22 protein-coding genes and 4 pseudogenes are annotated in these 26,015 nt (G+C 53.9%); 17 read left to right on the top strand and 9 right to left on the bottom strand.

Translation table 11 applies throughout. The features are described from left to right. Positions 1-168: 168 nt before the first annotated feature. From IG627_RS21280 to IG627_RS11400, 12 genes and pseudogenes are all read left to right on the top strand, one after another. A pseudogene (locus IG627_RS21280) lies at positions 169-726 on the top strand (AMP-binding protein); the annotation flags it as partial. 159 nt (positions 727-885) lie between these two features. Continuing rightward, positions 886-2,346 carry an alpha/beta fold hydrolase gene (locus IG627_RS21275; RefSeq protein WP_404932092.1) on the top strand — a complete coding sequence of 487 codons (1,461 nt, stop codon included), beginning with the start codon at positions 886-888 and terminating at the stop codon, positions 2,344-2,346. After that, positions 2,333-3,109: a sulfotransferase family protein gene (locus tag IG627_RS11445; protein WP_226864947.1), complete on the top strand. Its 777-nt coding sequence runs from the start codon at positions 2,333-2,335 to the stop codon at positions 3,107-3,109. Before IG627_RS21275 ends, IG627_RS11445 begins: the two co-directional genes overlap by 14 nt. Positions 3,110-4,671: 1,562 nt before the next feature. Beyond that, positions 4,672-5,403 (top strand): thioesterase II family protein, encoded by a 732-nt coding sequence (locus IG627_RS11440; RefSeq protein WP_193192497.1) that lies wholly within the window; start codon positions 4,672-4,674, stop codon positions 5,401-5,403. Between the two features lie 58 nt (positions 5,404-5,461). Then, entirely contained in the window at positions 5,462-6,157 is a 696-nt protein-coding gene (locus tag IG627_RS11435) for a 4'-phosphopantetheinyl transferase family protein (protein WP_226864974.1), read from the top strand. Positions 6,158-6,331: 174 nt separating this feature from the next. Next, positions 6,332-7,486, top strand: a complete 1,155-nt coding sequence (locus IG627_RS11430) for a glycosyltransferase (protein ID WP_319024554.1) — start codon at positions 6,332-6,334, stop codon at positions 7,484-7,486. Positions 7,487-7,638: 152 nt separating this feature from the next. Next, positions 7,639-7,980: a hypothetical protein gene (locus tag IG627_RS11425; protein WP_226864946.1), complete on the top strand. Its 342-nt coding sequence runs from the start codon at positions 7,639-7,641 to the stop codon at positions 7,978-7,980. A gap of 38 nt (positions 7,981-8,018) precedes the next feature. Further along, positions 8,019-8,369, top strand: coding sequence for a very short patch repair endonuclease (locus tag IG627_RS21270; protein WP_193192493.1), 351 nt, complete (start codon positions 8,019-8,021; stop codon positions 8,367-8,369). A gap of 153 nt (positions 8,370-8,522) precedes the next feature. Further along, positions 8,523-8,795: pseudogene (locus tag IG627_RS21265) on the top strand (transposase); the annotation flags it as partial. Between the two features lie 9 nt (positions 8,796-8,804). Further along, positions 8,805-9,341 carry an IS3 family transposase gene (locus IG627_RS11410; RefSeq protein ID WP_226864973.1) on the top strand — a complete coding sequence of 179 codons (537 nt, stop codon included), beginning with the start codon at positions 8,805-8,807 and terminating at the stop codon, positions 9,339-9,341. 36 nt (positions 9,342-9,377) lie between these two features. After that, complete coding sequence (locus tag IG627_RS21260; RefSeq protein ID WP_377483713.1) at positions 9,378-9,650, top strand: IS3 family transposase; 273 nt, start codon at positions 9,378-9,380, stop codon at positions 9,648-9,650. A gap of 246 nt (positions 9,651-9,896) precedes the next feature. After that, positions 9,897-10,811 (top strand): FkbM family methyltransferase, encoded by a 915-nt coding sequence (locus tag IG627_RS11400; protein ID WP_226864945.1) that lies wholly within the window; start codon positions 9,897-9,899, stop codon positions 10,809-10,811. A 68-nt stretch (positions 10,812-10,879) separates the two neighbouring features. On the opposite strand, the pseudogene IG627_RS11395 reads toward IG627_RS11400, so the two are convergent. Continuing rightward, a pseudogene (locus IG627_RS11395) lies at positions 10,880-11,338 on the bottom strand (IS481 family transposase); the annotation flags it as partial. Positions 11,339-11,416: 78 nt separating this feature from the next. Here IG627_RS11395 and tnpA point away from each other — a divergent pair. From tnpA to tnpC, 3 genes are all read left to right on the top strand, one after another. Then, positions 11,417-11,749 carry an IS66-like element accessory protein TnpA gene (tnpA, locus tag IG627_RS11390; RefSeq protein WP_193192488.1) on the top strand — a complete coding sequence of 111 codons (333 nt, stop codon included), beginning with the start codon at positions 11,417-11,419 and terminating at the stop codon, positions 11,747-11,749. Then, positions 11,746-12,081: an IS66 family insertion sequence element accessory protein TnpB gene (tnpB, locus tag IG627_RS11385; protein WP_193192487.1), complete on the top strand. Its 336-nt coding sequence runs from the start codon at positions 11,746-11,748 to the stop codon at positions 12,079-12,081. Before tnpA ends, tnpB begins: the two co-directional genes overlap by 4 nt. Before the next feature lie 82 nt (positions 12,082-12,163). Next, on the top strand, positions 12,164-13,702 hold the full coding sequence (gene tnpC / locus IG627_RS11380) for an IS66 family transposase (RefSeq protein ID WP_193192486.1): 1,539 nt from the start codon (positions 12,164-12,166) through the stop codon (positions 13,700-13,702). Here the strand turns inward: tnpC and IG627_RS11375 are convergent. From IG627_RS11375 to IG627_RS11355, 5 genes and pseudogenes are all read right to left on the bottom strand, one after another. Then, positions 13,701-13,892: pseudogene (locus IG627_RS11375) on the bottom strand (helix-turn-helix domain-containing protein); the annotation flags it as partial. The gene tnpC and the pseudogene IG627_RS11375 overlap by 2 nt on opposite strands. Positions 13,893-14,126: 234 nt before the next feature. Beyond that, positions 14,127-15,407 (bottom strand): ribonucleotide-diphosphate reductase subunit beta, encoded by a 1,281-nt coding sequence (locus tag IG627_RS11370; RefSeq protein WP_193192485.1) that lies wholly within the window; start codon positions 15,405-15,407, stop codon positions 14,127-14,129. A gap of 545 nt (positions 15,408-15,952) precedes the next feature. Continuing rightward, on the bottom strand, positions 15,953-18,874 hold the full coding sequence (locus IG627_RS11365) for a ribonucleoside-diphosphate reductase subunit alpha (RefSeq protein WP_193192484.1): 2,922 nt from the start codon (positions 18,872-18,874) through the stop codon (positions 15,953-15,955). An 898-nt stretch (positions 18,875-19,772) separates the two neighbouring features. Continuing rightward, positions 19,773-20,687 (bottom strand): ornithine carbamoyltransferase, encoded by a 915-nt coding sequence (argF, locus tag IG627_RS11360; RefSeq protein WP_193192483.1) that lies wholly within the window; start codon positions 20,685-20,687, stop codon positions 19,773-19,775. A gap of 18 nt (positions 20,688-20,705) precedes the next feature. After that, a complete protein-coding gene (locus IG627_RS11355; RefSeq protein WP_193192482.1) occupies positions 20,706-21,890 on the bottom strand; it encodes an aspartate aminotransferase family protein in 1,185 nt (394 codons plus the stop codon). A 241-nt stretch (positions 21,891-22,131) separates the two neighbouring features. On the opposite strand from IG627_RS11355, the gene grxD reads away from it, so the two are divergent. Continuing rightward, positions 22,132-22,464, top strand: coding sequence for a Grx4 family monothiol glutaredoxin (gene grxD / locus IG627_RS11350; RefSeq protein ID WP_193192481.1), 333 nt, complete (start codon positions 22,132-22,134; stop codon positions 22,462-22,464). A gap of 159 nt (positions 22,465-22,623) precedes the next feature. On the opposite strand, the gene bfr is transcribed toward grxD, so the two are convergent. The 3 genes from bfr to IG627_RS11335 all read right to left on the bottom strand — a co-directional run bounded on the left by bfr (position 22,624) and on the right by IG627_RS11335 (position 25,033). Then, on the bottom strand, positions 22,624-23,103 hold the full coding sequence (bfr, locus tag IG627_RS11345) for a bacterioferritin (protein ID WP_193192480.1): 480 nt from the start codon (positions 23,101-23,103) through the stop codon (positions 22,624-22,626). Positions 23,104-23,357: 254 nt separating this feature from the next. Beyond that, positions 23,358-24,671 (bottom strand): DUF2254 domain-containing protein, encoded by a 1,314-nt coding sequence (locus IG627_RS11340; RefSeq protein ID WP_193192479.1) that lies wholly within the window; start codon positions 24,669-24,671, stop codon positions 23,358-23,360. Positions 24,672-24,820: 149 nt separating this feature from the next. Continuing rightward, entirely contained in the window at positions 24,821-25,033 is a 213-nt protein-coding gene (locus tag IG627_RS11335) for a bacterioferritin-associated ferredoxin (RefSeq protein WP_193192478.1), read from the bottom strand. Between the two features lie 338 nt (positions 25,034-25,371). Here IG627_RS11335 and IG627_RS11330 point away from each other — a divergent pair, with 338 nt between their 5' ends. Further along, positions 25,372-25,974: a peroxiredoxin gene (locus IG627_RS11330; RefSeq protein ID WP_193192477.1), complete on the top strand. Its 603-nt coding sequence runs from the start codon at positions 25,372-25,374 to the stop codon at positions 25,972-25,974. Positions 25,975-26,015: the final 41 nt, after the last annotated feature.

Below are 26,015 nucleotides of genomic sequence, written 5' to 3'. Positions count from 1 at the left end.
TTAGAGGATGCTGAGTTAGGTGTAGTTTTAAGTCTTGGTCATATGAAAAGTGTCTTGGCGGAGTTCAATGGCCATGTATTAGAGTTGGACGAATTGGCTCAAAGCAATAGGCACATCTATTCTGACTACAGTACAGAAAACCTGAATGTAATAGGTACCGGTCTAACACCTTCCCATCTGGCTTATGTGATTTACACCTCCGGGTCTACGGGGAAGCCTAAAGGTGTCATGGTTGAGCATCAGAGTCTATTCGCCCTAACTAAAGAGATGGAAACATGGTTTGATAATGTTTCGCGAGTGGGTTGGTGTGCAAATTATGCATTCGATGCATCATTGCAGGGGGTTGTATACTTAATTAGTGGTATAACTTTGGTAGTCATAGCTGAAGAGTTAAAGTTACAGCCACAGGAACTACAAAGTTATATTGTGCTGCACGGTGTTCAATTGATTGATTGTACGCCTAGCCTATTACAGTTTTGGTTAAGTGAGTGGAAAAGCTTTACTCCTCCATATTTACTCATAGGGGGAGAGTTAATTTCCGATTCATTGTGGGAAGAGCTTGCTTGCCTTGCGGGACAAAAAGGAAGCTTTCGCAACGTTTATGGCCCAACCGAATGCACAGTTAATAGTACGATGGCTGAAATAAACGGCAACCAAGCTCATATTGGGAAAGCGCTAAATTATACTCAGGCCTACATACTCTCCCCAAATGACCAATCACTTGCGCCATTTGGAGGATCCGGCGAGTTATACTTAGGTGGGGCTGGGCTATCAAGAGGCTACTTAAATCGCCCTAGTCTTACGTCCGAACGATTTATTGATAATCCTTTTTATGATGAAACTAATTCAAAGATCTCGCCGCGTTTGTATAGAACTGGTGATCTGGTGCGATATTTGCCGGATGGTAATCTAGAATTTCTTGGCCGTATCGATGATCAGCTGAAGATTCGAGGTTTCAGGGTTGAGTTGGGTGAAGTTGAAGCACATTTGACAAAACAGGATAGGGTTGATTCCGCTTTAGTGATTTCTGCAGAGTTGGCCGGTGGTCAACAGTTAGTGGGTTATATAAAGTTATTTAGTGCGCTTGTAGAGGGCGAATCGTCTGCATACATTACCTCTATTAAAGTGAAATTGGGTGAGCAGTTACCGGAGTATATGATACCCAAAATCATAATTATCGTTGAAGAGTGGCCATTGACTGGAAATGGAAAAGTTAACAAAAAATTACTGCCCGCACCTGAAAGAAGTTATCTAGAAGACGAGTATCTTGCTCCTGAAAATGAAGTGGAGCACGCTCTTATAGATATTCAGGCTAAATTATTAGGATTAGATCCGCAGAAGATAGGAGTCACTGACAACTTCTTTGAGCTAGGTGGGCATTCATTACTGGCAGTAAGGTTAATTGCAATTATTAATACTCAGTTTGGATTATCATTACCCCTAGCTTCTGTCTTTTCAGCTCCTAACGCATTGGCCTTGGCGGAGTTGATCGCGGAAAAAGCGGAAAATCCTTCAAGTATACTGGTGCCAGTGCAAAAAGGAGGTGATAAGGCCGCTATTTTTGCGGTGCCTGGGGCGGGAGGGAATGTTTTGTCCTTTCAGTCTCTATGTCACTCTTTAGATAGTAACCAGCCTCTGTATAGTTTTTTGGCGGTTGGGCATGACGGTATAAATCCAGTTCTGAATAGTGTTGAGGAGACGGCCAAGGTAAATATTGATGCGTTGAAGGTACTTCAGCCGTCGGGACCTTATCATCTTATTGGGCACTCTTATGGCGGCGTTGTTGCTTATGAAATGGCTAGGCAGCTAATGGTTGATGGCAAAGATGTCGCATCTTTGGTTCTTATTGACTCTTTTGCTCCGTCGGTTATTCAGGCTACAGGACTATTAGGGAGATATGATAAGGAAGATGTAGGCTATGTTCTGGAAATGTTTACTGCGATAGCTAGTTTATTTGGTGTTCAATCTGTTCTGGATGCCGATAAGTTTCGACAGCTTCCAGATAATAGGCACGATGAGTTTATTGTCGATACGCTCAATCGTGACGATATCGTAATAACTAAATCGCAATTCAGCGCATTTAAAAATGTCTATCGTGCTAATTGCCAGTGTTATCTGGCTTACCAGCCAGTGGCACTATCTCGACCATTGAACGTGACTTTGTTGCGAGCCGCTCAGCGGCATCGCGAAGTGGAGGCGGCGGGGGATGATTATGGTTGGGGTGTATTGATGAAAAACCCTTTAAAAACCCATAGTATAGATGCTAATCACTATTCTATCCTGGATAATGATTATGTTAGAAAACTAATTGCGTGTCAGATTGAGGCTTATGATGGAAATTTTTAGTACAGAGATTAGGGAAAAATTTGATAAGTACACTACCCATGTGCCTATCTCGACTTTTTCATTTTCTATACATATTTCTTTACAGCATGGCTATTTATATACTGATACCCCAAAGGTGTGCAGTACAACAATAAAAAACAGCCTACATAGACTTGAGTTAGGAGACCCAGCTTTCCGGTTGGAAAATGCAGAGCAGCTTCATGAAAGAATTCGATCGCCACTATTACTGCCATGTCAAGTCGGCGACTTCGATAAGCTGATAAGAAGCCATAAAATCTTTAAGTTTTGTTTTTCGAGAAATCCTTATGCGAGGCTATTATCTGCCTATCTGGATAAAATTAAACCAGGAACTTTTCAAACAAAAGGTCTGATCGATTTTCTTGGTTCTGAGAAATATTCGATAAGTAAACAGTTCTCTTTTGATGAGTTCGTGAACATTGTATGTGACCAGCCTATTTCTGAGATGAACATGCATTGGCGAGTTCAATATTATCAAACCTACCAGGACACGATTTCCTATGATTTCTTAGGGAAAATGGAGAACTTTGAGAACGATTTTATCGAGGTTTTTCGTAGAATTAATGCCGATCATGGATGTTTTGCTGCTAGCGAGAGGGCACATTCCACAGATGCAAGTGAGTTATTGTCAAAGTATTATACTCCTCAGCTTATAAAGATGGTTGAGGAAAAATTTACAAAAGACTTCGAATTTTTCGGTTACGATAGTGCGACTTCAGTGACACGCAAAGTCATAAGTACTTAGTGAATGACTTACCTGCTGGATCGCTGTTTTTTTAAACTACGGTAAATTTTAATAAGATTCAGAATAGGCTAAAGTTATTTGTGGATGGTTGCATCGTGGTGCGCTTTGAGATCGGCGTTAGTTCTTTCGCGAGTTGAAATCGAATTTAGCCTTCGGAGCTTTGAAAGTGAGAAGCGTTCTTAGTTAATTCGTTGTCGCCAATCAATGCGTCAAGAGTGCGCCGCTATTAAAGAAATATGGGTGTTGAATTTACAGCTCGATAAGAATCTTATGCCAACTAACTGAGTTGCTTGGCTGTGACGCGCGGTAGCCGCTGCAGTGGGCGATCGGGGCCGAGCTGTCGATCTTCGGAAAGGAGGTGTGTACCGTCGCCTGTTCGATAATCGTGTTACAGTAGCCCACAATGACGACCTGCCGGAGTGCGATATCGTAATGTAGAGGCCGTGTTTGGCGTCTTAACTGTTAAGGTGCCGAAGGTCCGTAGTAAAGGCGGAGAGTCAGTTACCTGCTGCTTGATTTTGGTGCAGCCGTCTATAGGCAATGTGTGCTCACTGGAAGTTGTGCTACCATGGTCATGCCTGAAGAGCGTTTCAATTGGAGGAATGGAAGATGCCGTTTCGACAACTGGTTGGCCTGGTAGCGAGAGGTCTTTTGGCTCGCATGATGGCTAGCCTAAAGGCTTAGCGGAAGGGCGAGCAGATATCTGGCGAACCGCGCGACTTAGTTAAGATCACTAGGTGCACGTCCGGGAGGACAGTATGTGCAGCGGCCTTCGCTCGAAAGAATGCACGCTCTCCGAATTAGTCGTCATTGGCGCGAACGAGCACGGGTAATATTTCTTTAGGTAACTGAAGATGGGTGTCGGTAATCGACGCTTAGCTGAAAAGGTGCACCAGATAGTTAGAAGGTGCGAGGCATGAATGGCCCAGAACCGGTTATTGGAGATGGCGCCATGGGGAGAGGGTGGCGCTGGAAGAAGTCTAGCCGGAGACGCTCCCGCAGTTTTGCCGGGTACACAATAGGCGGTGAATATGCTCAGCAAGCTGCTCAGGTCGAGTCTTCGGAAAATCAAGCATTTCCTGGACAACACCTAGCATGCCGAGACTGGACTGTTGTGGAGAATGTATTCGATACCATCATCATGGCGTATGAGGCAAAACCCAGAGAGTTACCGAGTGTGGCTAACGGATCATGAATAACTGATGAGCTCATACGATTTCCTAGCCAAGTACTGGATGAGCATCTGGACCGCGAACCTAGTAGGGTTGACGGGTGGGACGGTGCGATATCGAATAAAGTACTTTCAAGGCAACCTATTGGTAGGTGGAATACTGCATATGTTGTTTAATCTAGGAATTTATTCGGAAGGAAGGTGGAGAAAACTCCGGGGCCTCGACTACCTCGCGAAGGTAATCATTGAGGTGAAACTCAAAGATATAGAAGAGGTATTAACCGCTGATCGGGACGCCGCTTGATTAAGCGGCAGTATTGAATAAATTTTTTTAGCCGGTCTGGTATAAGAGTCAAAATACCCACATGAGAACAATGGACGATATTTACGTATGCAATTGAAGTGGTTTTCAGTGTTCAATAAAAAAAATGGCCCTTATAAAAAGCTTTTTTGTTTTCCCTATGCTGGCGGAAACGCCTCAACTTTTGCATCTTGGCATAATTCGTTGCCAGGACATGTCTCAGTATTAGGGCTCCAATTTCCCGGCAGAGCCGGTAGGATAGCCGAGGTGCCTATTGATGATATGGAAGAATTAACCACGATTGTAGCGGATAATATGTGCGCTTTAATCGATGATGACTATATTATGCTTGGCCACAGTCTTGGCGCCAGAGTTGCATTTGAAGTTGCATTGAAGCTTGTTAGAAAAGGTTTTCCCGGCCCTAAAGATTTTATTGCATCCGCAAGTCCCGCTCCGTCAGTAAAGCGTAAAGATGCTCCTATCTATGATTTGCCTGAAACAGAATTTTTGGAGGCGCTACGTAATATGGGCGGAACTCCAGAAATTGTTTTGCAAAATGAAGAGCTTAAGACCATTTTTATCCCGGCATTGAGAGCTGACTTCAAACTTGTTGATAGTTACCAGCAAAGTCTAAGTAAGCTTAACTCTCGAGCACATGTGTTTTATGGGACTGGTGATCATACCGTCCCACTTAAAGATGCAAAAGCCTGGGATCTGCACTTCACTAGAAATTGCACATTGAATGCGGTAGATGGTAATCACTTTTTCATTGATAGTAACAAAGAGAAGGTGCTCAGCCTAGTAGCTGATATCATTGGTTAAATGAATTACTCTGAAATCGGTAAGTTTTAACTCCACGGAGGTGCAATTCACCGTGTTTATGATGAGTGCGCAAGTTAAACTTCGACATCAGGCTTTGCGTGGCAGCGCCATAATCATGTGTCGGTTTGACGCTGAATACTATTCCGACATGCTCTTTACAGAGTACGATATTAATTTCCCGGTGGAATTGGTTAAGGCTGTCCCGAAACGAAAGGCTGAGTTTTTGGCCGGTCGGTATTGCGCAAAACATGCATTGTTACAGCTGGGATACTCCGATAGCAACGTTGTAATAGGAAAGAATCGTAGCCCAGTCTGGCCTAGGGGGAGTGTAGGATCGATAAGTCATGACCGAGCTAGGGCTATTGCAATTGTTAAGCCAAGAGTAGCGCTTTCTGATTCAATCGGTGTCGATATTGAAAAGTGGGTAGCAGATTTTGAAGTCCAGAACTTGCGGAGTGTTGTTACTATTATGGAGGAGGAGGACTTGTTTGTTCGTTTGAATTTATCAGTGCGGCAAGTGGTAACAATTATATTCTCTGCGAAGGAGTCTTTTTTCAAAGCTGTGCACCATCAGATTGGGGAATATTTTGGGTTTGAAGAAGCTCGGGTGACGGATGTTCAGAAAACATCAACAGGTGCCCTCTTGAGTATATCTGTGAGTGATTATCTTAAGGGTAGGTTATTCAGTAGCAAAGAGTATGAAGTTATTACCTATTTTGAGCCTGACGGTGTGTTGACATTTTGTAGTATTTAATTGCCAGAACCTATTTGCTAGGCTGTAGCATCTTGATGCTATGGAAAACGCGTAAAAAAGTTATACTTTGTGTTTCGTGCTCAAGATTAGTTTGTACGCTAAGGCTTGGCTTCGCGGTAAATAAGATGGAAGATTTTCGAAGCAGTTGGTTCTTTAGTTGGAAAATAAAACTGAATGGAGTGTCGAATGAAGCCCTTGACTATTGGCCATGTCTTGTTGACAAGATTCTCGTATAGAATGAATGTCGATGGCCCCGGAAATCGTGCTGGCAATGACGGAATTGTTAATAGCGATCCACTTGACCCTTCTCGTCTTAATTTTAGGTTTGCATTGTTTGAGTCCGCATGCTTGCCAAACGTTTTGGCACAAACTAATCAGAACTTTGATTGGATACTGATTATCGACCCTGACTTACCGATGGAGTACCGGAGAAGGTTGCGGTCTCTCATTGCTAAGAGAAAGAGGTCACATCTGCATGTGTACAGTGCGAGCGACAACTTGGCCAGGCTCGCGTGGCTAGAGAGATATATGTCAAGAGGTTGTGATCTTATTTTGACGACAAACCTAGACGATGACGATATTCTGTCAGTAGATTTTGTTGAGAAGCTGCAATCGCACGTTTTGGAACTGGGGGATAAGGTTCCATCTATCAAGTTTCTAGGAGTAAAGCAGACTTATGAATGGGATTTATATTCCTCCTCTAAGTACCCATTTGGAACTTGGGCTCCTTGGCATCGTTTTAATTGGTTTAGGTCGACAGGGTTAACGCTTCTGTGCAGGGCCGCCGTTCATCAACTATCTGTTTTCACGCTCCATCACTCTCATGCAGATGTTTGGTATGCACAAGGCAGTGATCAACAGCAAGCAAGAATTGCTCGAGAGGTATGGGGGCTGTCGGCTGGTGATCGTTTTCCGTTTAGAGCTCATCTAATATCTAATTTTCAACAAGAACTGGAGAAGGGTGTAGACCTTGGTGGAGATGATTGGAAAACTCTTTCATCGGTGGAATTACACTACGATCTTAGCCTGGATGGCGTATTCGCCGGTCATTTAAATCACTTCATGAACGACCAGAGTACCCGGATGTTTGAACATAAACCTGGGACATTGCCGGTAGTTGATGTTCAATTTTTTCCTGAAGACTTTCGCATTGACTGGGGCGCTTTCCAGAAGCATCGGGATCTATTCAAGCTATCTTGGAGGCAGTACAGGAAATACTTGCCTGAAATTAGGAAGTATCAGAAAAGATTAAGTTTGAATTGGTGGCAGAGTATTCTCCTGTTTGTGAGCTGGAACTCAAGGCTCGCATGGTGGTTCTTGCGGCACTGATCTGTTAGAGTATTTCAGACCAGTCGGAGGGTGCTCAAAACTCTGTGTCAGCCATATAGCCTCACGAGCTAATGTGTTTTTCCAGTCGGTCTGGGAAGTGGATTGTCAGTTGGGTCTACCAGAAGTGCGTAACTGATAACCGATTGTACGACTTGGAGAACGAAGCCCAGGCAGCGAAACGGGTCTGTGGGCACAGCCCGGAAGTGGCCGGTTGCCCCCGTGGGAATGGAGAAGAAGGTGGTGAAGAGCCGACCCGGTTCTCTTTTAGTTCTGTAGCTACATGTGCTACATTTTCTTTCCATGGGCAAAAAATGGCAGTGCTGTGGGTCCGGATCGAACCAGAACTTCATGACCAGTTCGTTGACCTGTATGTATCAATGAACATGAGCGGATCGGCTGTGCTACGGCAAGCCGTGCAAGCGTTCGTTGAGCGGTACAAGAACGATCAGCAAGCGGACATGCTCCAGCCAACCGAAGTGAACGAGAACGGCTGACATTGGCCCTGTGTGTTCTGCCGAACCCAAGGCAACGAATGGCAGACACGCTCATCAAGGCCGAACGAAGCGAACGAATGGGACATATCCGGAACAAGCATGTGAAGCCCGAGATGCGTGTTCGAAGGATGGTGCGCGGCGTGGGGTGCCGGTACCGACTGCACAAGTCGAACTTACCCGGGAAGCCGGTTCCTGTGCTTGTGATTGCTGGAAGGAAGAGGGTCGTTTTCGTTCACGGTTGCTTCTGGCACCGGCACCCTGACCCTTCTTGCTCCTTGGCACGGCTGCCGAAGTCTAAGTTGGATTTCTGGGTTTCGAAGCTGGAAGTCAACCGACAACGGGACGAAGCCAACGTTCGAGAGTTAGAGCAAATCGGGTGGGAAGTCTGACGTGTAAACCAATTCTACCACCCTCTCTTATCGACAAGGTGGCGTTAGGCTAAAGACTTACCCACGTTTAGTAGACACCCTGTATAGTTAGGTTTCGGCTTGACATGGAGGTGTACCATGGGTAAGTAAAAGGTTACGGCATATACAGAAAAGTTCCGCCGGGAGGTGGTTCGTCGTAGCGATCAAGAGGGCGTAACTGCCGTTGAAGTCGCGCGTGTGTTGGGGATTCACCCTGGACAGATCTATGACTGGCGTAGGCAGTTTCATCGGCTCTCTGATAAGCAGTTCAGTTCCCTGGATGGGGTAGATTATTCCAAGAAAGAGAGTGAATCGGTACGGAAGCTCAGGCTCGAGAATGAAACGCTCCGAGAAGAGGTCGAGTTTTTAAAAAAGGCGACGGCGTACTTCGCGAAAAACCAAGAGTGAAGTACTGCTCTGATCGAGCAGTATCGCGATGATTTTCCACTGACAGTGATGTGTCGCTTGTTGAAGGTATCCGTGTCTGGACATTACAAGTGGGAAAAGCGTCCGCAATGCGCGTCAGCTTGCCGTCGAGAGCGACTGGAAGCCAAGGTCGTCGAAACCTATGCGGAGTTCAAAGTGCGCTACGGGGCTCCCAGGGTCGCAGAGGAGCTGAATGCGGTGGGCATCAAGTGTAGCGTCAATTTCGTAGTGAAAATCATGCGTTTGAGAGGAATACGAGCCCGCAATGGAAAGGGTTTCAAGTATAGCCCTCCCGCAGAAGCGATGAGTAACGTGGCAGAGAATCTGCTGAGTCGCCAGTTTATCGCCGAGAAGCCGAATGAGAAATGGACTACGGATATCGCGTACATCTGGGTGCGCGATCGCTGGCTGTACCTGGCGACGGTGATGGATCTTTACTCGAGGGCGATCGTAGGTTGGGCCCTGGATGCGAGCATGACAGAACAGTTGGTAACGGACGCTCTCAAGATGGCCTTTCAGCGCCGGTAGGTTCGCCCCGGACTGATTATCCACTCGCATCGAGGTGTGCAGTATCGCGCTCGAGATTACCGTTACTTTATCGAGAAGAATGATTGCAAGCCCAGTATGAGCAGGAAGGGAAATTGCTGGGACAATGCAGCAATGGAATCGTTTTTTAGTCGGCTCACAGTCGAACTAGTATTTGCAGAACAATACGAGAGTATTGAGGACGCAAAGAGCGGTATCTTCGAATACATTGAAGTATTCTATAACAGAGTACGCAGGCACTCCGCTATTGGGCATATCAGCCCTGCGGAATTTGAGCGCAAAAGCGCATAGTTAGGGTGTCTACTTATCGTGGGTAAGACCAGCTAGGAAAGCCTACGCTCTCTTACTAAACTCTGATAGTATCGTGTTTATAAAATTGGGCGGAATTGTTACTCCTATGTTACCGTGGTCAGATTAAAATGATACTAACCACTTACATAGAGCCTTAGGGAAAACGAGTTTGTTGACCCATCCTATCAGTTCGGATGAATATCGATGTCGCACTCTCTAGACTAGTAAACTCGGAATCGAGAATTAATGAATACTCTTTCAATTGTAAAACGTATTTACTATAGGCTGCGGAAAGCGTTGAGCCTCCTCGTAAACCACATCAAATCAAGAAGAATCGGTGATGGGCAGTATAGAGCGAAGAGTTTTTTTGTAAACCGTCTATCTCTCGACAATGAGCATGAAGCATGGCTTGATGTCGCATACAAAGCAGCGCTGGAGTCAAAGCAAGGTGTTTTTGTTGACGTTGGTGCCAATAGGGGGCAAACGCTGGGGAAATTACTATCTTTTGATCAAAACAGGGAATATATCGGCTTCGAACCCCAGCTTGACTGCTGTTATTTTATCAGCGAATTTATTAAAGAGAATAGACTGAGCACACACACTCTCCTTCCGGTCGGCTTGTCGAATCATTCTGCAGTATTACAGTTATTGAAGCGGAGTAGCAATGTCGATTCCACGGCAAGTACAATTGAAGGTTTTCGTCCTGCGGATTTTTATACTGGCAGGCAGTCTATCTATGTGGCCAAGGGGGACGATGTATTTAGCCAAATGGATTTGAGTGACATTTCTATTGTGAAGATAGATGTAGAAGGCGGAGAATTAGAAGTAATTGAGGGATTGCAGCAAGTGCTACGGGATCACAAACCCTTCGTTTTCTTTGAAGTGTTGAATCATTTTCTCGTAGTCACTGGGCAAAAGCTGGATGAAGACACTATTAAATTTAGGACGGGCCGTAATCAACAAATGGAAAATCTATTGCGTGAAAAAGGATATAGGATTTTCAACATTCTTCCTGATAATAAAATCACAGAAATAGCTAGGATAGAGCCAAAAGTCTCTAATGATCTAAGAATTACTGACTACGTGGCCGTGCACCATGAGTGTTTCAGCCGTTTTGTTGAAAACTATAAGGGAAAGATCATTGCTGAGGTAACGGCATAGTAAGTAGTGGTCAACTGTTTCCGGACAGTAAGTTAAGTTTTTTCCAGCTTTCCGGGCGCGACCCCACCGATAGGAGTCTTGGCTGTGTACAGCTTGCAGTGCGCGACTTTCGCATAGGTGTCGACGTAGGTCTGCTGGTACACTCGACCATCACCCTTGAAGGTACCGACGTAGAAGGTGTCTTGCGATCCCAGATAGCCTGGGTGCTGGGTCTCAATCTCACCGTAGGCTTCGTCATCGTGGCGCTTGCGTTCCAACGCTTGCACTTGGGATTCAGTGAGAATCAGGCCTTCTTCAGCCACTTTGGCTTCCAGCGCCTCCAGGCGGAGCTTGAAGTTGGCCAGGTCATGCCTCAGCCAGATACTGCGAACTCCGCTCGGCGAGACAAACACCCCACGCTTGCGTAGTTCATTGGACGCTCGTACCTGACCGTGAGCAGGCTACTCAACTGCATAGGCCAATACCGCCTCTTCGATAGCGGAATCAACGCGATTCTTGTGGTTTGACACCCGCCGGCTCTTCGTAAGCGTCCGGCAAACCCATCTACCCAGCTAAATTCTGCGCTGTAATTTAGGTGTCCACCTATCAACAAGTGGACACCTAATATGAGTGAAATTATCCCCGCTAAGACACCCGCTAAGCGTCGCCGGTATTCCCCAGAGCTTAAGGCCAAGATCCTTAAAGAGTGCCTGGAACCTGGCACTTCCGTCGCCAGCGTTGCCCTCCAGCACGGTATTAACGCCAACCTCATCCACAAGTGGCGGCGCGAGGCAGAGGGTAAACGGAAGCTCACCGAGCAGAAGTTTGTCCCCGTACCCCTGCCTACCCCAGGCGGGACGACAAACGACGTAGTCTTCGAACTCCCCGGTATCAAGGTGCGCTGGCCTCTCGCCCAAATCGACCTCGCTATCCCCTGGCTCCGGTCTCTGCAGTCGTGATTCAGGTCGATGAGATCTGGATGGCCACCGAGCCGCTGGACATGCGCGCCGGGCCGGATACGGCTCTGGCACGCGTGGTTCAGGTGTTCGGTGAAGCCAAACCCCGCTGTGCCTACCTATTTGCCAACAAACGCGGCAACCGCATGAAGGTACTGGTGCACGATGGCTTCGGCCTGAGGCTCGCAGCCCGTCGCCTGCACCAAGGCAGCTTTGCCTGGGGCAAACCCTGGCAGGGTGAACGCGTCACCCTGACCTTAGAGCAGTTACAGGCACTGGTGATCGGGCTGCCCTGGCATCAGGTCGGCCGCGATAACCGTATTGCCATGCTCTAACCTTCCTCACTGGCCAACACGCCAGTGAAAAAGTCCCATCTGGTAATCACCATCGGCGCTGGACTCTGGCAGGATAATGGCCATGACGACACCGCCCGATCTCAGCAACCTCAATGTCGAACAACTGCGCCAGCTTGCGGCGCAGTTGCTATCTGAGGCGGCGGAAAAAGATCAAACCATCACTCAGCAAAATAACCAGCTCCACAATCAGCAACTACTGAACGACAAGCTCAAACAAGAGCTGGCCATCCTCAAGCGGCACCACTTCGGCAAGAGCAGTGAAGCACTGAACACCCATCTGGCCAGTCTGCTGGATGAGCTGGTGGATGCGGATATCGCCGCCGTAGAGATGGAGCTGGCCGGACCCGCTGAGTCCACTCCCCAGTCGGCGAAGCGTCAACCCAAACGGTCGTCGCTGCCGCCGGAGCTACCGCGCCGAATCATCGAACACGAGCCTGAGCACACCCAGTGCGATTGTGGTTGTCAGCTCCAACGCATTGGCGAAGACATCAGCGAAAAGCTTGATTACATCCCGGGTACCTTCACCGTGGAGCGCCATATCCGCGACAAGTGGGCCTGTAAACGCTGTGAAAGCATCACCCAGGCGCCGGTGCCGCCACAGATCGTCGACAAGGGCATCCCCACCAGTGGCCTGCTGGCCCACCTGCTAGTCGCCAAGTATGCCGATCACCTGCCGCTCTACCGGCAGGAAAGAATCTTTGCCCGTGCCGGACTCGCCATCTCCCGCTCCACCCTGGCGGAATGGGTTGGTCGCTGTGGCGTTGCCTTGCAGCCACTGGTGGATGCTCTTCGCGAAGCACTGCTGCAGCACCCGGTACTCCATGCCGATGAAACCCCGGTGCCCATGCTGGCGCCAGGCAAGAAGAAAGCTCACCGCGCCTATATCTGGGCCTACTGCAGTACCTCTACTGCCGCAGTTAAAGCCGTGGTCTACGACTTCGCGGAAACCCGCGCTGGTGCCAATGCGCGCACCTTCCTCGAAGGCTGGCAGGGCAAACTGGTCTGCGACGACTACAGCGGCTACAAGGCTGGCTTCAACAAGGGCATCACCGAGATCGGCTGCATGGCCCATGCACGCCGGAAGTTCTACGACCTCTATACAGCAAACAAAAGCCAGATTGCTGAGCAGGCCCTGCAGCTCATCCAGCAGCTCTACGATGCTGAGAGGGAAGCCAAAGAGCTCACCGTAGAGGCGAGAAAGCAGCTCCGCGAGCAGCGATCAAAACCGTTACTGGACAGTCTCCGCCAGTGGTTGAGAACGCACCGACAAAAGGTGCCCAATGGATCGGCAACGGACAAAGCTATCGATTACAGCCTAAAACGTTGGCAAGCGCTGACGCGCTACTGTGACGACGGCGCAGTGCCCATCGACAACAATCATGTGGAAAACCAGATCCGGCCGTGGGCTCTGGGGCGCAGTAGCTGGCTGTTCGCCGGCAGCATGCGCAGTGGCCAGCGTGCAGCAGCGATCATGAGTCTGATCCAGTCAGCCAGGCTGAATGGTCACGACCCCTATGCGTATCTGAAAGACATCATGCAGCGTGCCAGTGCTATCGGCGAGCTGCTGCCTCATAACTGGGTTCCGTCTGACAAGGTGTGATGCCCGGACGCTTACGGCTCTTCTCCAGCAGGGCATCCGCGCCGCCACTGGAGACCGCCTCTTTGTACCGATAAAAGGTATCTCGCGACACGCCAAGCATCTTGCAGGCTTTCGAGATATTGCCGAGTTCTTCCGCCAGGTTGAGCAGTCCGGTCTTGTGTTTAATGATGCGATCGTTAGTATGGATTATGGGATTTATCCTTGGTTTTGGTTTCAGGTTTGGTCACCTTCATCAAAACCGGTAAGCCCCTTCTTTTCACGGAGATGTGTCAGATTTGGTCTGAACTAATCCAAATTACTTTTGTCGCGGTTCAAAGTTGATACTAGGATGCACAAAAAAAGCGGGCTTTCGCCCGCTTTCAATACCTCTCTTCCTGTGAGCGACTACTTTTTGTAGTTGTCCCTGCTTATTGCTTCTTGGTTGTTACCACTGAAGCGCACCACCAGTCTGGTATTCAATCACCCGCGTCTCGAAGAAGTTCTTCTCCTTGCGCAGGTCCATAATCTCGGACATCCAGGGGAAGGGGTTCTGGGCGCCCGGGAAGTGTTCTTTCAGGCCCAGCTGGCTCAGGCGGCGATTGGCGATAAAGTGGAGGTATTCCTCCATCATGTTCGCGTTCATGCCGAGTACGCCGCGGGGCATGGTGTCGCGGGCGTAGGCCACTTCCAGTTCCATGCCTTCCAGGATCATCTGGGTCACTTCCTGCTTGAACTCTTCCGTCCACAGGTGCGGGTTTTCCAGTTTGATCTGGTTGATCACGTCGATGCCGAAGTTCAGGTGCATGGACTCGTCGCGCAGTATGTACTGGAACTGTTCGGCGACGCCGGTCATCTTGTTGCGGCGGCCCATGGACAGTATCTGGGTGAAGCCACAGTAGAAGAAGATACCCTCGGTGACGGCGTAGAAGGCGATCAGGTTGCGCAGCAGCTCCTGGTCGGCCTCCGGAGTGCCGGTCTTGAAGTTGGGGTCGCCGATGGACTGGGTGTGTGACAGGCTCCAGGCGGCTTTCTTGGCTACTGACGGAATCTCGCGGTACATGTTGAAGACTTCGCCCTCGTCCATGCCCAGGGACTCCACGCAGTACTGGTAGGCGTGGGTGTGGATGGCTTCCTCGAAGGACTGGCGCAGTATGTACTGGCGGCACTCGGGGTTGGTGATATGCCGGTAGATGGCCAGCACCAGGTTGTTCGCCACCAGGGAGTCGGCGGTGGAGAAGTAGCCCAGGGAGTATTCCACGATGCGGCGCTCGTCCTCGGTCAGACCCTCGGGGTCTTTCCACATGGACACGTCCTTGTTCATGTTGACTTCCTGCGGCATCCAGTGGTTGGCGCAGCCGTCGAGGTATTTCTGCCAGGCCCAGTCGTACTTGAAGGGCACCAGCTGGTTGAGGTCGGCGCGGCAGTTGATGATGCGCTTTTCGTCCACCTGGATACGGGCGGCGCCCATTTCCAGTTCTTCCAGACCCGGGGCCGGGTCCAGGTCGGCTACGGCGGCCCGCGCGGCTTCGACTGCGGAGGAGGCAGGAGCAGCGGTGGATTGGGCCGCGGGCGACGCCGGAGCGCTGGTGGCTTCTACAGCGCTGTGGGCACTATAAGAGGCCGCCGGTTCGGATACTTCTTTTTGCAGCGTCTCCGGCGCCGGTCGCGGTTCGGTTGCTTTCTTGGGTTGTTGGGGCTGTGTGTCGAAGTCGTCCCAGCTCAGCATAGTAGGCCTTTTGATCCGTCTTTTCTTTGTGAGTTCGATTTTGTTGTCCATTTTCCTGCGGGCCCCATAGCGGGAATCGCAGCAGGGGGCGGGTTCAGTGCCCGTATTTCTGGATACCGGCCCGCGCCGGTATGACGACATTTTGACTTTGTCGTTATCCCGGGCTCGCTCCGGGATCCAGGGGCGGCTTCGCCGCCTTGCCGAGCAGAGCCTTCAGCGCCAAGGAAATCGCCCGGCGTTCGCCTGCAGGCAGGCTCGTTGGGGCACAGCCGACACCCGGTCCGTATTTTTTTCCTACCTTTCCCCCGGAAAGGGCAGGGTGGACCGGGGTCGCTGCGCATGGTCTTGGCCGCTTGCGCGGTTGCGACGCTCTCCCCCGAGAGTTCTTTTGTTCGTTCATTCGGGCCTTTGGCCCGGCCCTCTCCCCTAACCCACTGACTCGCGCCATCCATGGCGCTCGCCGCTTCGCGGCGCCTTCGGCGTCCCAATCGGCTGACCTGCCGATTTGTCCCGCAAGCGGGAGAGGGGAACAGAGAATAAGGCGCTTACTGACAGGCCTCGCAGTCCGGGTCGTCCAGGGAGCAGGCCTGGGGTACCGGTGCTGCCGTCGGTTCGGCCGCCGGTGCTGCCGCTACGCCGTTGCCACCGCCGGCGCTGACCGCGTTCAGGGTGCCGCCGCTGACGGTGGATTTCTCCGTGCTGGTGGCGGCCAGGGCGCGCAGGTAGTAGGTGGTCTTGAGACCGCGGTACCAGGCCATGCGGTAGGTCAGGTCCAGTTTCTTGCCGTCGGCGCCGGCGATATACAGGTTCAGGGACTGGGCCTGGTCGATCCACTTCTGGCGGCGGCTGGCGGCGTCGACGATCCAGCGCGGCTCCACTTCAAATGCGGTGGCGTACCTGGCCTTTAGGTCGGCCGGGATACGGTCGATCTTCTGTACAGAGCCCTCGTAGTATTTGAGGTCGTTGACCATCACCTTGTCCCACAGGCCGCGATCCTTGAGGTCGTGTACCAGGTAGGGGTTGACCACGGTGAACTCGCCGGACAGGTTCGATTTCACGTAGAGGTTCTGGTAAGTCGGCTCGATGGACTGGGACACACCGGTAATATTGGCGATGGTCGCCGTCGGGGCGATGGCCATCACGTTGGAGTTGCGCATGCCCTGCTTGGCCACCTTGCCGCGCAGGCTGTCCCAGTCCAGGGTGCTGCTGGTGTCCTGTTCGATAAACTGCTCGCCGCGCTGCTCGGCCAGTACCTGGATGGAATCCAACGGCAGTATGCCCTTGCTCCACAGGGAGCCTTTATAGCTCTGGTATTTGCCGCGCTCGGCCGCCAGGTCGCTGGAGGCGGAGATGGCCTGGTAGCTGATCGCCTCCATGCTGGTGTCGGCGAAGGCGGTGGCCTCGTCGCTGGCGTAGGAAATACCGGCTTTGTACAGCGCGTCCTGGAAGCCCATCAGGCCCAGGCCTACCGGGCGGTGGCGCATGTTGGACTGGCGCGCGGTTTCCACCGAGTAGTAGTTGATGTCGATGACGTTATCGAGCATGCGCACGGCGGTCTTGACGGTGCGGGCCAGCTTGGCCTGATCCAGCTTGCCGTCTTCGATATGCTGGGCCAGGTTCACGGAGCCCAGGTTGCACACGGCGATCTCGTCGTTGGCCTTGGTGTTCAGGGTGATCTCGGTGCACAAATTGGAGCTGTGTACCACACCCACGTGCTGCTGCGGGCTGCGCAGGTTGCAGCTGTCCTTGAAGGTGATCCAGGGGTGGCCGGTTTCGAACAGCATGCCCAGCATCTTGCGCCACAGGTCCAGCGCGCGGATTTTCTTGTGCAGCTTCAGTTTGCCTTCGGCGACCAGCTGCTCGTAGTGCTCGTAGCGCTCTTCAAACGCGCTGCCGAAGAGGTCGTGCAGGTCCGGGCAGTCCGCCGGGGAGAAGAGGGTCCACTCCTTGTCTTCGAAGACGCGCTTCATAAACAGGTCCGGCACCCAGTTGGCGGTGTTCATATCGTGGGTGCGGCGGCGGTCGTCGCCGGTGTTCTTGCGCAGCTCGAGGAATTCCTCGATATCCAGGTGCCAGGTTTCCAGGTAGGCACAGACGGCGCCCTTGCGCTTGCCGCCCTGGTTCACCGCCACGGCGGTGTCGTTGGCCACTTTCAGGAAGGGCACGACACCCTGGGATTTGCCATTGGTGCCCTTGATGTAGGAACCCAGTGAACGCACCGGCGTCCAGTCGTTCCCCAGGCCGCCGGCCCACTTGGACAGCATGGCGTTGTCCTGGATGGCGCCGTAGATACCGTGCAGGTCGTCCGGTACCGTGGTCAGGTAGCAGGAGGACAGCTGCGGGCGCAATGTGCCGGCGTTGAACAGAGTCGGGGTGGAGCTCATGTAGTCGAAGGAGCTCAACAGCTGGTAGAACTCGATCGCGCGCTCGTTCTTGTCGTCTTCGTTGATGGCGAGGCCCATGGCGACGCGCATAAAGAAGATCTGCGGCAGCTCGAAGCGGATGTCATTGCTGTGCAGGAAGTAGCGGTCGTACAGGGTCTGCAGGCCCAGGTAGGTGAACTGGTGATCCTGTTCGCCCTTGATGGCCGCGCCCAGTTTTTCCAGGTCGAAGGTGGCCAGGGCCGGGTCCAGCAGTTCCAGCGCTATGCCTTTTTCCACATAGGCGGCCAGGGTCACACCGTAGAGTGCTTCCATCTCGTGCTGGGTGGCGGCGTCGGCCACGCCGAGGAAGCGCAGGGCTTCGGCGCGCAGCTTGTCCAGCAACAGGCAGGCGGTGGCGTAGGTGTAGTTGGGTTCCTGCTCGACCATGGTGCGCGCGGTGATTACCAGCGCGGTGTTGATGTCGTCTTCGGACACGCCGTCGTAGAGGTTCTTCAGCGCTTCGTTGAGAATCGCATCGCCGCTCACATCGGTCAGGCCCTCGCAGGCCTCGCTGACGATGGTGCGCAGGCGCTCCATATCCAGCGGGATCAGGGCGCCGTCTTCCATTTTTACGCGGATGCTCGGGTGGGCATCGGCGGGCTGGGGGGCGGCCTGCTGCTGTTCCTTCTCGGCGCGCAGGCGGGCGTGCTCCTCGCGGTAGAGCACGTAGTCGCGGGCGATCTTGTGCTCGCCGTTGCGCATCAGGGCCAGCTCCACCTGGTCCTGGATCTCCTCGATATGGATGGTGCCGCCGGAGGGCATGCGACGCTTGAAGGTGGCGCTGATCTGGGACACCAGTTCGCCCACCTGTTCGTGGATACGGCTGGAGGCCGCGGCAGTGCCGCCCTCGACAGCGAGGAAGGCCTTGGTGACAGCGACGGAGATCTTGCTGTCGTCGTAGGGCACTACGGTGCCGTTGCGCTTGATAACGCGAATCTGCCCCGGCGCAGTGGCGGCGAGGGTGGTGCTGCCGTTGGCCTGATCCCTGGAAGTGCCCGCATTTTCGGTAGGCACGGATTGAGAGCGCCCTGTCTCTGTGTGCATGAAGATCTCCGCAAGATTTGTACTGTTGTTTTTTCCGCGTCTGTCCGCCTGAACAGCTGTCACACGACCGAGTGGCCCCCGAGTTGTGTGCGTTGTGCGGAACGGGTCCGTCGTTTTGCCAGCGGCGTCGCGGCGGTGCCGGAAGCCACTGAGTAACAGGCCGCTCTATCGCCGGTGTCCCCCCGAAGGTCTGCCGGCGTGTGCCTGCGGCGGATAATCCTTTCCGCCTGTTTACCTCTGAATTCGCTTGAAAAAGCTGTGCCTGACTCTGCTGCCGCAACGGCGGCAATGCGTCGGATTTCACCCCGTCGGCTAGGGGTGCTTTTGGGGCGCTACCCCTATATATAGGGGTAGCACCTCGACTGGGCTACAAGATAATGCGGTGAAGGGGCTAATTCAAGCCGAATAACCTTGTGGTTTTCTGTGGATAAATTGTGGGTAGGCGGTGGACGTCAGTAGCCACTTTCACGCCAGAGCCCGCCGCTACTGGGGGTGGTTAAAGGCTGTACAGGGCTTTTTGTCCGGCGGGGTTTTTAAGAATATTTTTTAATAGTAAACGGCCTTTAAATTAACCACGGCAATAACTGTTTCGGTTTGATTAGTCCTTGAGCAAAGTGGTACTCGAACGGACAGTTCTGGTGGCGTAAATTTAATCCTTGGTCGATGTTTGATCAGGGGCCGATCGCGGCCATGGGCGGACGGCCGCCCCGCCGATCCTGCAGGAGGTATCTTTCAAAATTTTGACGGTGTTCTGTTGCGAATCCCCATTCCGCGCATTCGTCATACCGGCGCAGGCCGGTATCCAGAGTGGTGGCACCTGGGTTCCGGCCTGCGCCGGAACGACGAATGTGGGGTTGAAATGGCTGCGGAGCAAACAGGCTGGCGAAAAAGCGCACAGTTATCGACTGTTTTCCTGCAGGAACTCCATCAGCGCCTTCTGTGCGTGCAGGCGGTTTTCAGCCTCGTCCCAGACAACGGAGATGCTTTCGTCTTCCAGCAGCTCGCCGCTCACTTCCTCGTCGCGGTGGGCGGGCAGGCAGTGCATAAAGATGGCGTCGCTGTTGGCGTGGCTCATCAGCTCGTGGTCGACCAGGAAGCCCTGGAAGGCGCGCTCGCGTTCCACCTGTTCCGTCTCCTGGCCCATGGAGGCCCAGACATCGGTGGAGACCCAGTCGGCGTCGCGCACCGCGTCCAGCGGCTTGCGTACAATTTTCACCCTGTCTCCGGCGGCGGCGACGATGGCCTCGTCCGGCTCGTAGCCCTCGGGGCAGGCGATGCGCAGCTCGAAGTCGCACTGGCGCGCGGCGTTGATATAGGAGTGACACATATTGTTGCCGTCGCCCACCCAGGCCACCACCTTGCCCTCGGGGCTGCCGCGGTGCTCGACATAGGTCTGGATATCGGCGAGCAGCTGGCAGGGGTGGTAGCTGTCGGACAGGGCGTTGATCACCGGCACACGCGAGTACTGGGAGAAGCGCTCCAGTACGTTGTGGCCGAAGGTGCGGATCATCACCATGTCCACCATGCGCGAGATGACTCGCGCGCTGTCCTCGATGGGCTCGCCGCGGCCCAGCTGGGTGTCGCGCGGCGACAGGAAGAGGGCGTGGCCGCCCATCTGCGCCATGCCCGCCTCGAAGGACACGCGGGTGCGGGTGGAGGACTTCTCGAAGATCATGCCCAGCACCTTGTCGCGGAAGGGCTCGGTGGCGATGCCCTGGGCGCGCAGCGCCTTCAGCTCGATGGCGCGCTCTATTACGTTGTTCAGCTCGTCCCTGGACAGGTCCAGCAGGGTCAGAAAATGTCTGATGGCCATTGTTCGGTTCCTCTTGATTCAGGCCGCGCTCAGGGCAAATTGTTCGATCAGCGCGCTGACGACGTCCGCTATCCGGCTGCACTCCTCGTCGGTCAGGGTGAGCGGCGGCAGCAGGCGCACCACATTGCCGGCGGTGACATTGATCAGCAGGCTCTCGCTCCGCGCCAGTTCCACCAGTTCGGCGCAGGGGCGGTCCAGCTCCACGCCGACCAGCAGGCCGAGTCCGCGGATATCCCTGACCGCCGCGCAGTCGGCCAGCTGCAACCTGAGTTGCTGCAGCAATCGGTCGCCCAGTTTTTCCGCGCGCTCGACCAGCCACTGGTTTTCCAGGGTCTCCAGCACCGCCAGGCCGGCGCGGCAGGCCAGCGGGTTGCCGCCGAAAGTGGAGCCGTGGCTGCCGGCGGTAAACAGCTGTGCCGCTTTGCCGCTGGCCAGGCAGGCGCCGATGGGCACGCCGTTGCCGAGCCCCTTGGCGGTGGTGACCACGTCCGGCAGTATGCCGGCGTGCTGGTAGGCAAACAACTTGCCGCTGCGGCCGTTGGCGGTCTGGATTTCGTCCAGCATCAGCAGCCAGTCGTTCTGGTCGCACAGCTGGCGCAGCCTGTTCAGGTAGTCGGGCGCCGGTACATTGATACCGCCCTCGCCCTGCACCGGCTCCACCAGTATGGCGACGATATCGTCGTGTGCCGCGGCCAGCTGTTCGATCGCGGCCACATCATCGAAAGGCACGCGCAGGAAACCCTCGGGCAGCGGCGCGAAACCCTGCTGCACCTTGGGATTGCCGGTAGCGGTCAGGGTGGCGAGGGTGCGGCCGTGGAAGGCGCCCTCCATCACCACGATTTTGGGCACCGCGCAACCGCGCTCGTTGCCGAGCCGGCGCGCCAGCTTGATCGCCGCCTCGTTGGCCTCGGCGCCGGAGTTGGAGAAGAACACATTGTCCATACCGGAGAGGAATACCAGCCTGTCCGCCAGCTGTTCCTGGGCCGGAATGTTGTACAGGTTGGAGACGTGCAGCAGCGTATTCGCCTGGTCGACGAGCGCCTCGGTGACAGCCGGGTGGCAGTGGCCCAGGCCGCAGACGGCGATGCCGGAAATGGCGTCCAGGTATCGTCGGCCGGTGTCGTCCCACACATAGTTGCCCTGGCCCCGGACCAAAGTCAGGGTTCTGTCGCCGTAGTTCTGCATCAGTGCGGGTGTGGCCACTTTGCTGTCTCCTCTATATAGCGGGCCGATCGATCGGAGAACCGCAGAAAATTCGGCGTTGATGGCGCCGCTCCGCAGTTTCCCCGGGAAGCCGGCAATACTATCATAAGGGTCGTGTCGCGCCAGTGATCATCCGGCTTTTAGTCAGCGGCAACACACTGGGTTACAATGCCGGCCTGCTCGGCACCGGCGCCGCGCCCTAACCATCCAACGCTTCCACTACCCGAGGTTAGTCATCCCTATGGATACACTGGAGAACATCAAGCAGCAGATTTCCGACAACACCATTCTGCTGTACATGAAAGGCAGCCCCAACGCACCCCAGTGCGGTTTTTCCATGCGCGCCAGCCAGGCGTTGATGGCCTGCGGCAAGCGTTTCGCCTATGTGGACGTGCTGTCCAATCCGGATATCCGCACGGAACTGCCCAAGTACGCCAACTGGCCGACCTTCCCGCAGCTGTGGGTAAAGGGTGAGCTGGTCGGCGGCTGCGACATCATCATGGAGATGTACGAGAACGGCGAGCTGAAGACGCTGGTCGACGAGGCGGCTGCTGAGAGTGAGGGCGGCGAGTAATTTTCGTCGGATCCCGGAATAAAAAAAACGCGGCAATTTCCCCGGGTTTTTTTTATGGGGGGCTGCTACAGCGCATCTTCGTCATTCCGGCGCAGGCCGGAATCCAGGTGGCACGAAACTGGATACCGGCCTGCGCCGGTATGACGAGTGCACGAGTATTTACTCCGAGGCAGTTTCCATCTGCGACTGCAGGTAATTCTGGATACCCACCTTGTCGATCAGTTCCAGCTGGGTCTCCAGCCAGTCCACGTGTTCCTCTTCGGAGTCGAGGATTTTTTCCAGCAGTTCGCGGCTGCCGTAGTCGCGTACCGATTCGCAGTAGGCGATGGCGTCGCGCAGGTCGGGGATGGCCTTGTGCTCAATTTTCAGGTCGCACTTGAGCATCTCCACCGTGTCTTCACCGATCAGCAGTTTGCCCAGGTGCTGCAAATTGGGAATGCCCTCGAGGAAAAGAATACGCTCGATCAGCCAGTCGGCGTGTTTCATTTCATCGATGGACTCGTGGTATTCCTTTTTGCCCAGCTCTTTCAGGCCCCAGTTGTCGTACATGCGGGCGTGCAGGAAATACTGGTTGATGGCCACCAGTTCGTTGCCCAGTACCTTGTTCAGATGTTCGATGACTTTGGGATCGCCTTTCATAGCTTTTGCTCCTGTGGCCCTGCGAGCTCGGGTAGGGCTGCAGAGAGTTCCTAATTGTTGGTCGCTAGTATTCGCCGCTGATCGATGGCCCTGGAAATATTGTAGGGTCACAGCTGCAATGGAGGCGAGTTTGCGTCGCCGTTAAGGGTGTGTCAAGCGCGCTTGTCCGTTGCATAAAGTACGGAAAATATAGCTTTTAACGCAAATTTGGCCGAAAACCCAAACGAAAATGATTCTGTTTTAGTTCACCGAAATCAGCTCGTCAGCTTCTTCTGAACTGCTGAAATTTTCTCGCCGATAATTTGCAGATCGCTGCGGCTCTCAATAAAAATTCTGCTGTCCTCTGCGAGGCGCTGCAGGTAATCATGCAGTGACTTTTTATCGTTTTTCCGCGTGCAGACATCGGCCAGATCGGACAGTGCGTTGAGCAGGTGGCGCATTACGACGCCATTGCTGCGACCGTGTTCGCAGATCTCGTCCAGGGCGGCATCGAGCAGCTGGGTGAATTCCAGTTCGCAGCTGACCAGGCGCAAGCGCCCGTCGGCATCGCTGAAACAGTTGGGTGGCTGCGGACGCTGCAGCACCGTGCCCAGGCCCTCGATCAATCGATCGATACAGGAGTAGGCGGTATAGGGATCGTTGACACCGGGCGACAGTGCGCGCACGGCAATCTGCGAGAGCTGGCGCACCGAGTAGACGATGTCCTGCTCCGAAGTGGGCAGGGAGCCGATCTGCAGCGCCGACTGCACCTGTGGAATCAATTCATCGGCACTGTCTTTTGCCTGGTAGATGCGCCCGATGGTGCCCCAGTGGTGCAGGTAGCTGCCGGCGTGGCACTGGATCTGCAGGCAGCAGTCGAACGCCCGCGCCAGTGCGACCAGTTTCTCGCGGTCGACCAGCTGCACATAGCCGCCGCGCCCGGCGGGGATATTGATCCAGCCTGAGCCCAGCTCCAGCCGTTCGCTATCAAATTTGTCACCGCCGTTGTCCCCCGGTGAGCGGGGGTACTCGCGTTCTATGGCCCGGTGAAATTCCCGGTTGATGCGGTGGGCGATATTGTCCACCTGGATGGACTGGGCGACGTTGTGAATAAAGTAGATCAGAAAGCCGATACTGATCAGTGCCAGCAGCAGGGCCGTCTGCACGGCGAGGTCATAGTTGCTTGCGCGCTCGCCGAGGGTGTCGATGCTGCGCATGGTCACCAGTGCGTAGACAAAGGTGGAGAGGAAGATACCCAGGGAAACCTGGGTGCCGCGATCGCGGATAAAGTTGCGTACCAGGCGCGGGCCAAACTGGTTGGAGGCCAGGGTCAGGGCAACCACGGTAATGGAAAACACGGTGCCGGCGACGGTGATGGTGGAGCCGGCGATGGTGGAGAGCAGGGCGCGGGCGCTGTCGGGATCGCGCAGGCGCAACCAGTCGAGGCCGGTCAGGCGCGCCGGATCAATGGAGGCATCGACCAGGCGCAGCAGGTTGGCCAGGGCGATGGCGGCGAGGATCATCAGTAGCGGCAGGCTCCAGAAGCTGGAGCGCAGCCTTTCGCCCAGGTGCACTAGGTACTGTTTCATGAACTCACTGACGCAGCGGCTACACGGGTGCCGTCAGCTTAGTTCAGGGATGCGTGGAAAGTGTGGGCGAAAAAATAGGGGAGGGGATGGCGCCGATCGCCCTTTGGCGGTCGGCATGCCCGAGCGGGGACCTTTAGCGAGAAGAGCCTTCAGCCGGCGGAGTAAAAAAGCCCGCTATTGGCCGCGGCGACGACACCGCCGGCCATGGTCTCTTCGATAATCTCCTGGGTCAGCTCGGCGCAGCGGCCGCACTGGGAGGAGACGCCGAGGTGGCGGCGCAGGGCCTTGACCGACGTGGAGCCATCGTAGACGGCTTCCTTGATCTGGCGGTCGGTAATGCCTTTACAGATACAGACGTACATCGTTACTGGGACCCTGGCGCAAAATTCGCTCAACTTCTGAAAGTGTGCTGATCGTATTGCAAGTGAGAATGAGTGTCAATAAGATTCTGTGACGCTCTATTCTCATTCTAGTCGCGTTTTCAGTGACCGCGGGGGCGCCAGTGACCAGGTTTGCGGGGCGGGTCAAGAGCCTGCAGCTGCGTCTCTATCGATGCCATATAAAAATTTTATGGGACTGCAATAAGTGGGTGTGTATCATAGCGGCCCACTATCAATTCTTATTCAATTTATAGCGCTTGCATATAAATTGATCACATCACCCTTCATAACTAACCCATCATTGGATTGAGGAGGTTCTCATGGCAGTACTGGTAGGCAAACCAGCTCCGGATTTCACCGCGGCAGCGGTACTGGGTAACGGCGAGATCGTCGATTCCTTCAACCTGGCCGAGGCCATCAAGGGCAAGAAAGCGGTCGTTTTCTTCTACCCGCTGGACTTCACCTTCGTGTGCCCGTCCGAACTGATCGCTTTTGACCACCGCTACGCGGAATTCCAGAAGCGCGGCGTGGAAGTGATCGGTGTTTCCATCGATTCCCAGTTCTCCCACAACGCCTGGCGCAACACCTCCGTCAACGACGGCGGTATCGGCCCGGTCAAGTACACCCTGGTAGCGGACGTGAAGCACGAAATCTGCCAGGCCTACGACGTTGAAGCCGACGCCGGTGTCGCTTTCCGCGGCTCTTTCCTGATCGACGAAGAGGGCGTGGTACGCCACCAGGTCGTGAACGACCTGCCGCTGGGCCGCAACGTCGACGAGATGCTGCGCATGGTTGACGCCCTGGCGTTCCACCAGGAGCACGGCGAAGTCTGCCCGGCCGGCTGGCAGGAAGGCGACAAGGGTATGAACGCTTCTCCGGAAGGTGTAGCGGCTTACCTGAGCGAGAACGCCGACAAGCTGTAAGTCGCCGTTCGCGCAGGGGAGTGCGGCGCACTCCCCGCCGT

Source organism: Microbulbifer taiwanensis (assembly GCF_014904815.1).
GTDB classification, from domain to species: domain Bacteria; phylum Pseudomonadota; class Gammaproteobacteria; order Pseudomonadales; family Cellvibrionaceae; genus Microbulbifer; species Microbulbifer taiwanensis.
Note: the sequence above shows the minus strand (reverse complement) of the source record. Positions and strands in the feature narration are given on the sequence as shown.

Bases quoted from the DNA above. Each gene is read 5' to 3' on its own strand.
- grxD (WP_193192481.1), top strand. From the start codon at position 22,132: ATGGATACACTGGAGAACATCAAGCAGCAGATTTCCGACAACACCATT.
- tnpA (WP_193192488.1), top strand. From the start codon at position 11,417: ATGAGTGAAATTATCCCCGCTAAGACACCCGCTAAGCGTCGCCGGTAT.
- IG627_RS21270 (WP_193192493.1), top strand. From the start codon at position 8,019: ATGGCAGACACGCTCATCAAGGCCGAACGAAGCGAACGAATGGGACAT.
- tnpC (WP_193192486.1), top strand. From the start codon at position 12,164: ATGACGACACCGCCCGATCTCAGCAACCTCAATGTCGAACAACTGCGC.
- IG627_RS11440 (WP_193192497.1), top strand. From the start codon at position 4,672: ATGCAATTGAAGTGGTTTTCAGTGTTCAATAAAAAAAATGGCCCTTAT.
- IG627_RS11340 (WP_193192479.1), bottom strand. From the start codon at position 24,671: ATGAAACAGTACCTAGTGCACCTGGGCGAAAGGCTGCGCTCCAGCTTC.
- IG627_RS11330 (WP_193192477.1), top strand. From the start codon at position 25,372: ATGGCAGTACTGGTAGGCAAACCAGCTCCGGATTTCACCGCGGCAGCG.
- IG627_RS11435 (WP_226864974.1), top strand. From the start codon at position 5,462: ATGATGAGTGCGCAAGTTAAACTTCGACATCAGGCTTTGCGTGGCAGC.
- IG627_RS11370 (WP_193192485.1), bottom strand. From the start codon at position 15,407: ATGCTGAGCTGGGACGACTTCGACACACAGCCCCAACAACCCAAGAAA.
- IG627_RS11365 (WP_193192484.1), bottom strand. From the start codon at position 18,874: ATGCACACAGAGACAGGGCGCTCTCAATCCGTGCCTACCGAAAATGCG.
- IG627_RS11335 (WP_193192478.1), bottom strand. From the start codon at position 25,033: ATGTACGTCTGTATCTGTAAAGGCATTACCGACCGCCAGATCAAGGAA.
- IG627_RS11430 (WP_319024554.1), top strand. From the start codon at position 6,332: ATGGAGTGTCGAATGAAGCCCTTGACTATTGGCCATGTCTTGTTGACA.
- argF (WP_193192483.1), bottom strand. From the start codon at position 20,687: ATGGCCATCAGACATTTTCTGACCCTGCTGGACCTGTCCAGGGACGAG.
- bfr (WP_193192480.1), bottom strand. From the start codon at position 23,103: ATGAAAGGCGATCCCAAAGTCATCGAACATCTGAACAAGGTACTGGGC.
- IG627_RS11445 (WP_226864947.1), top strand. From the start codon at position 2,333: ATGGAAATTTTTAGTACAGAGATTAGGGAAAAATTTGATAAGTACACT.
- IG627_RS11400 (WP_226864945.1), top strand. From the start codon at position 9,897: ATGAATACTCTTTCAATTGTAAAACGTATTTACTATAGGCTGCGGAAA.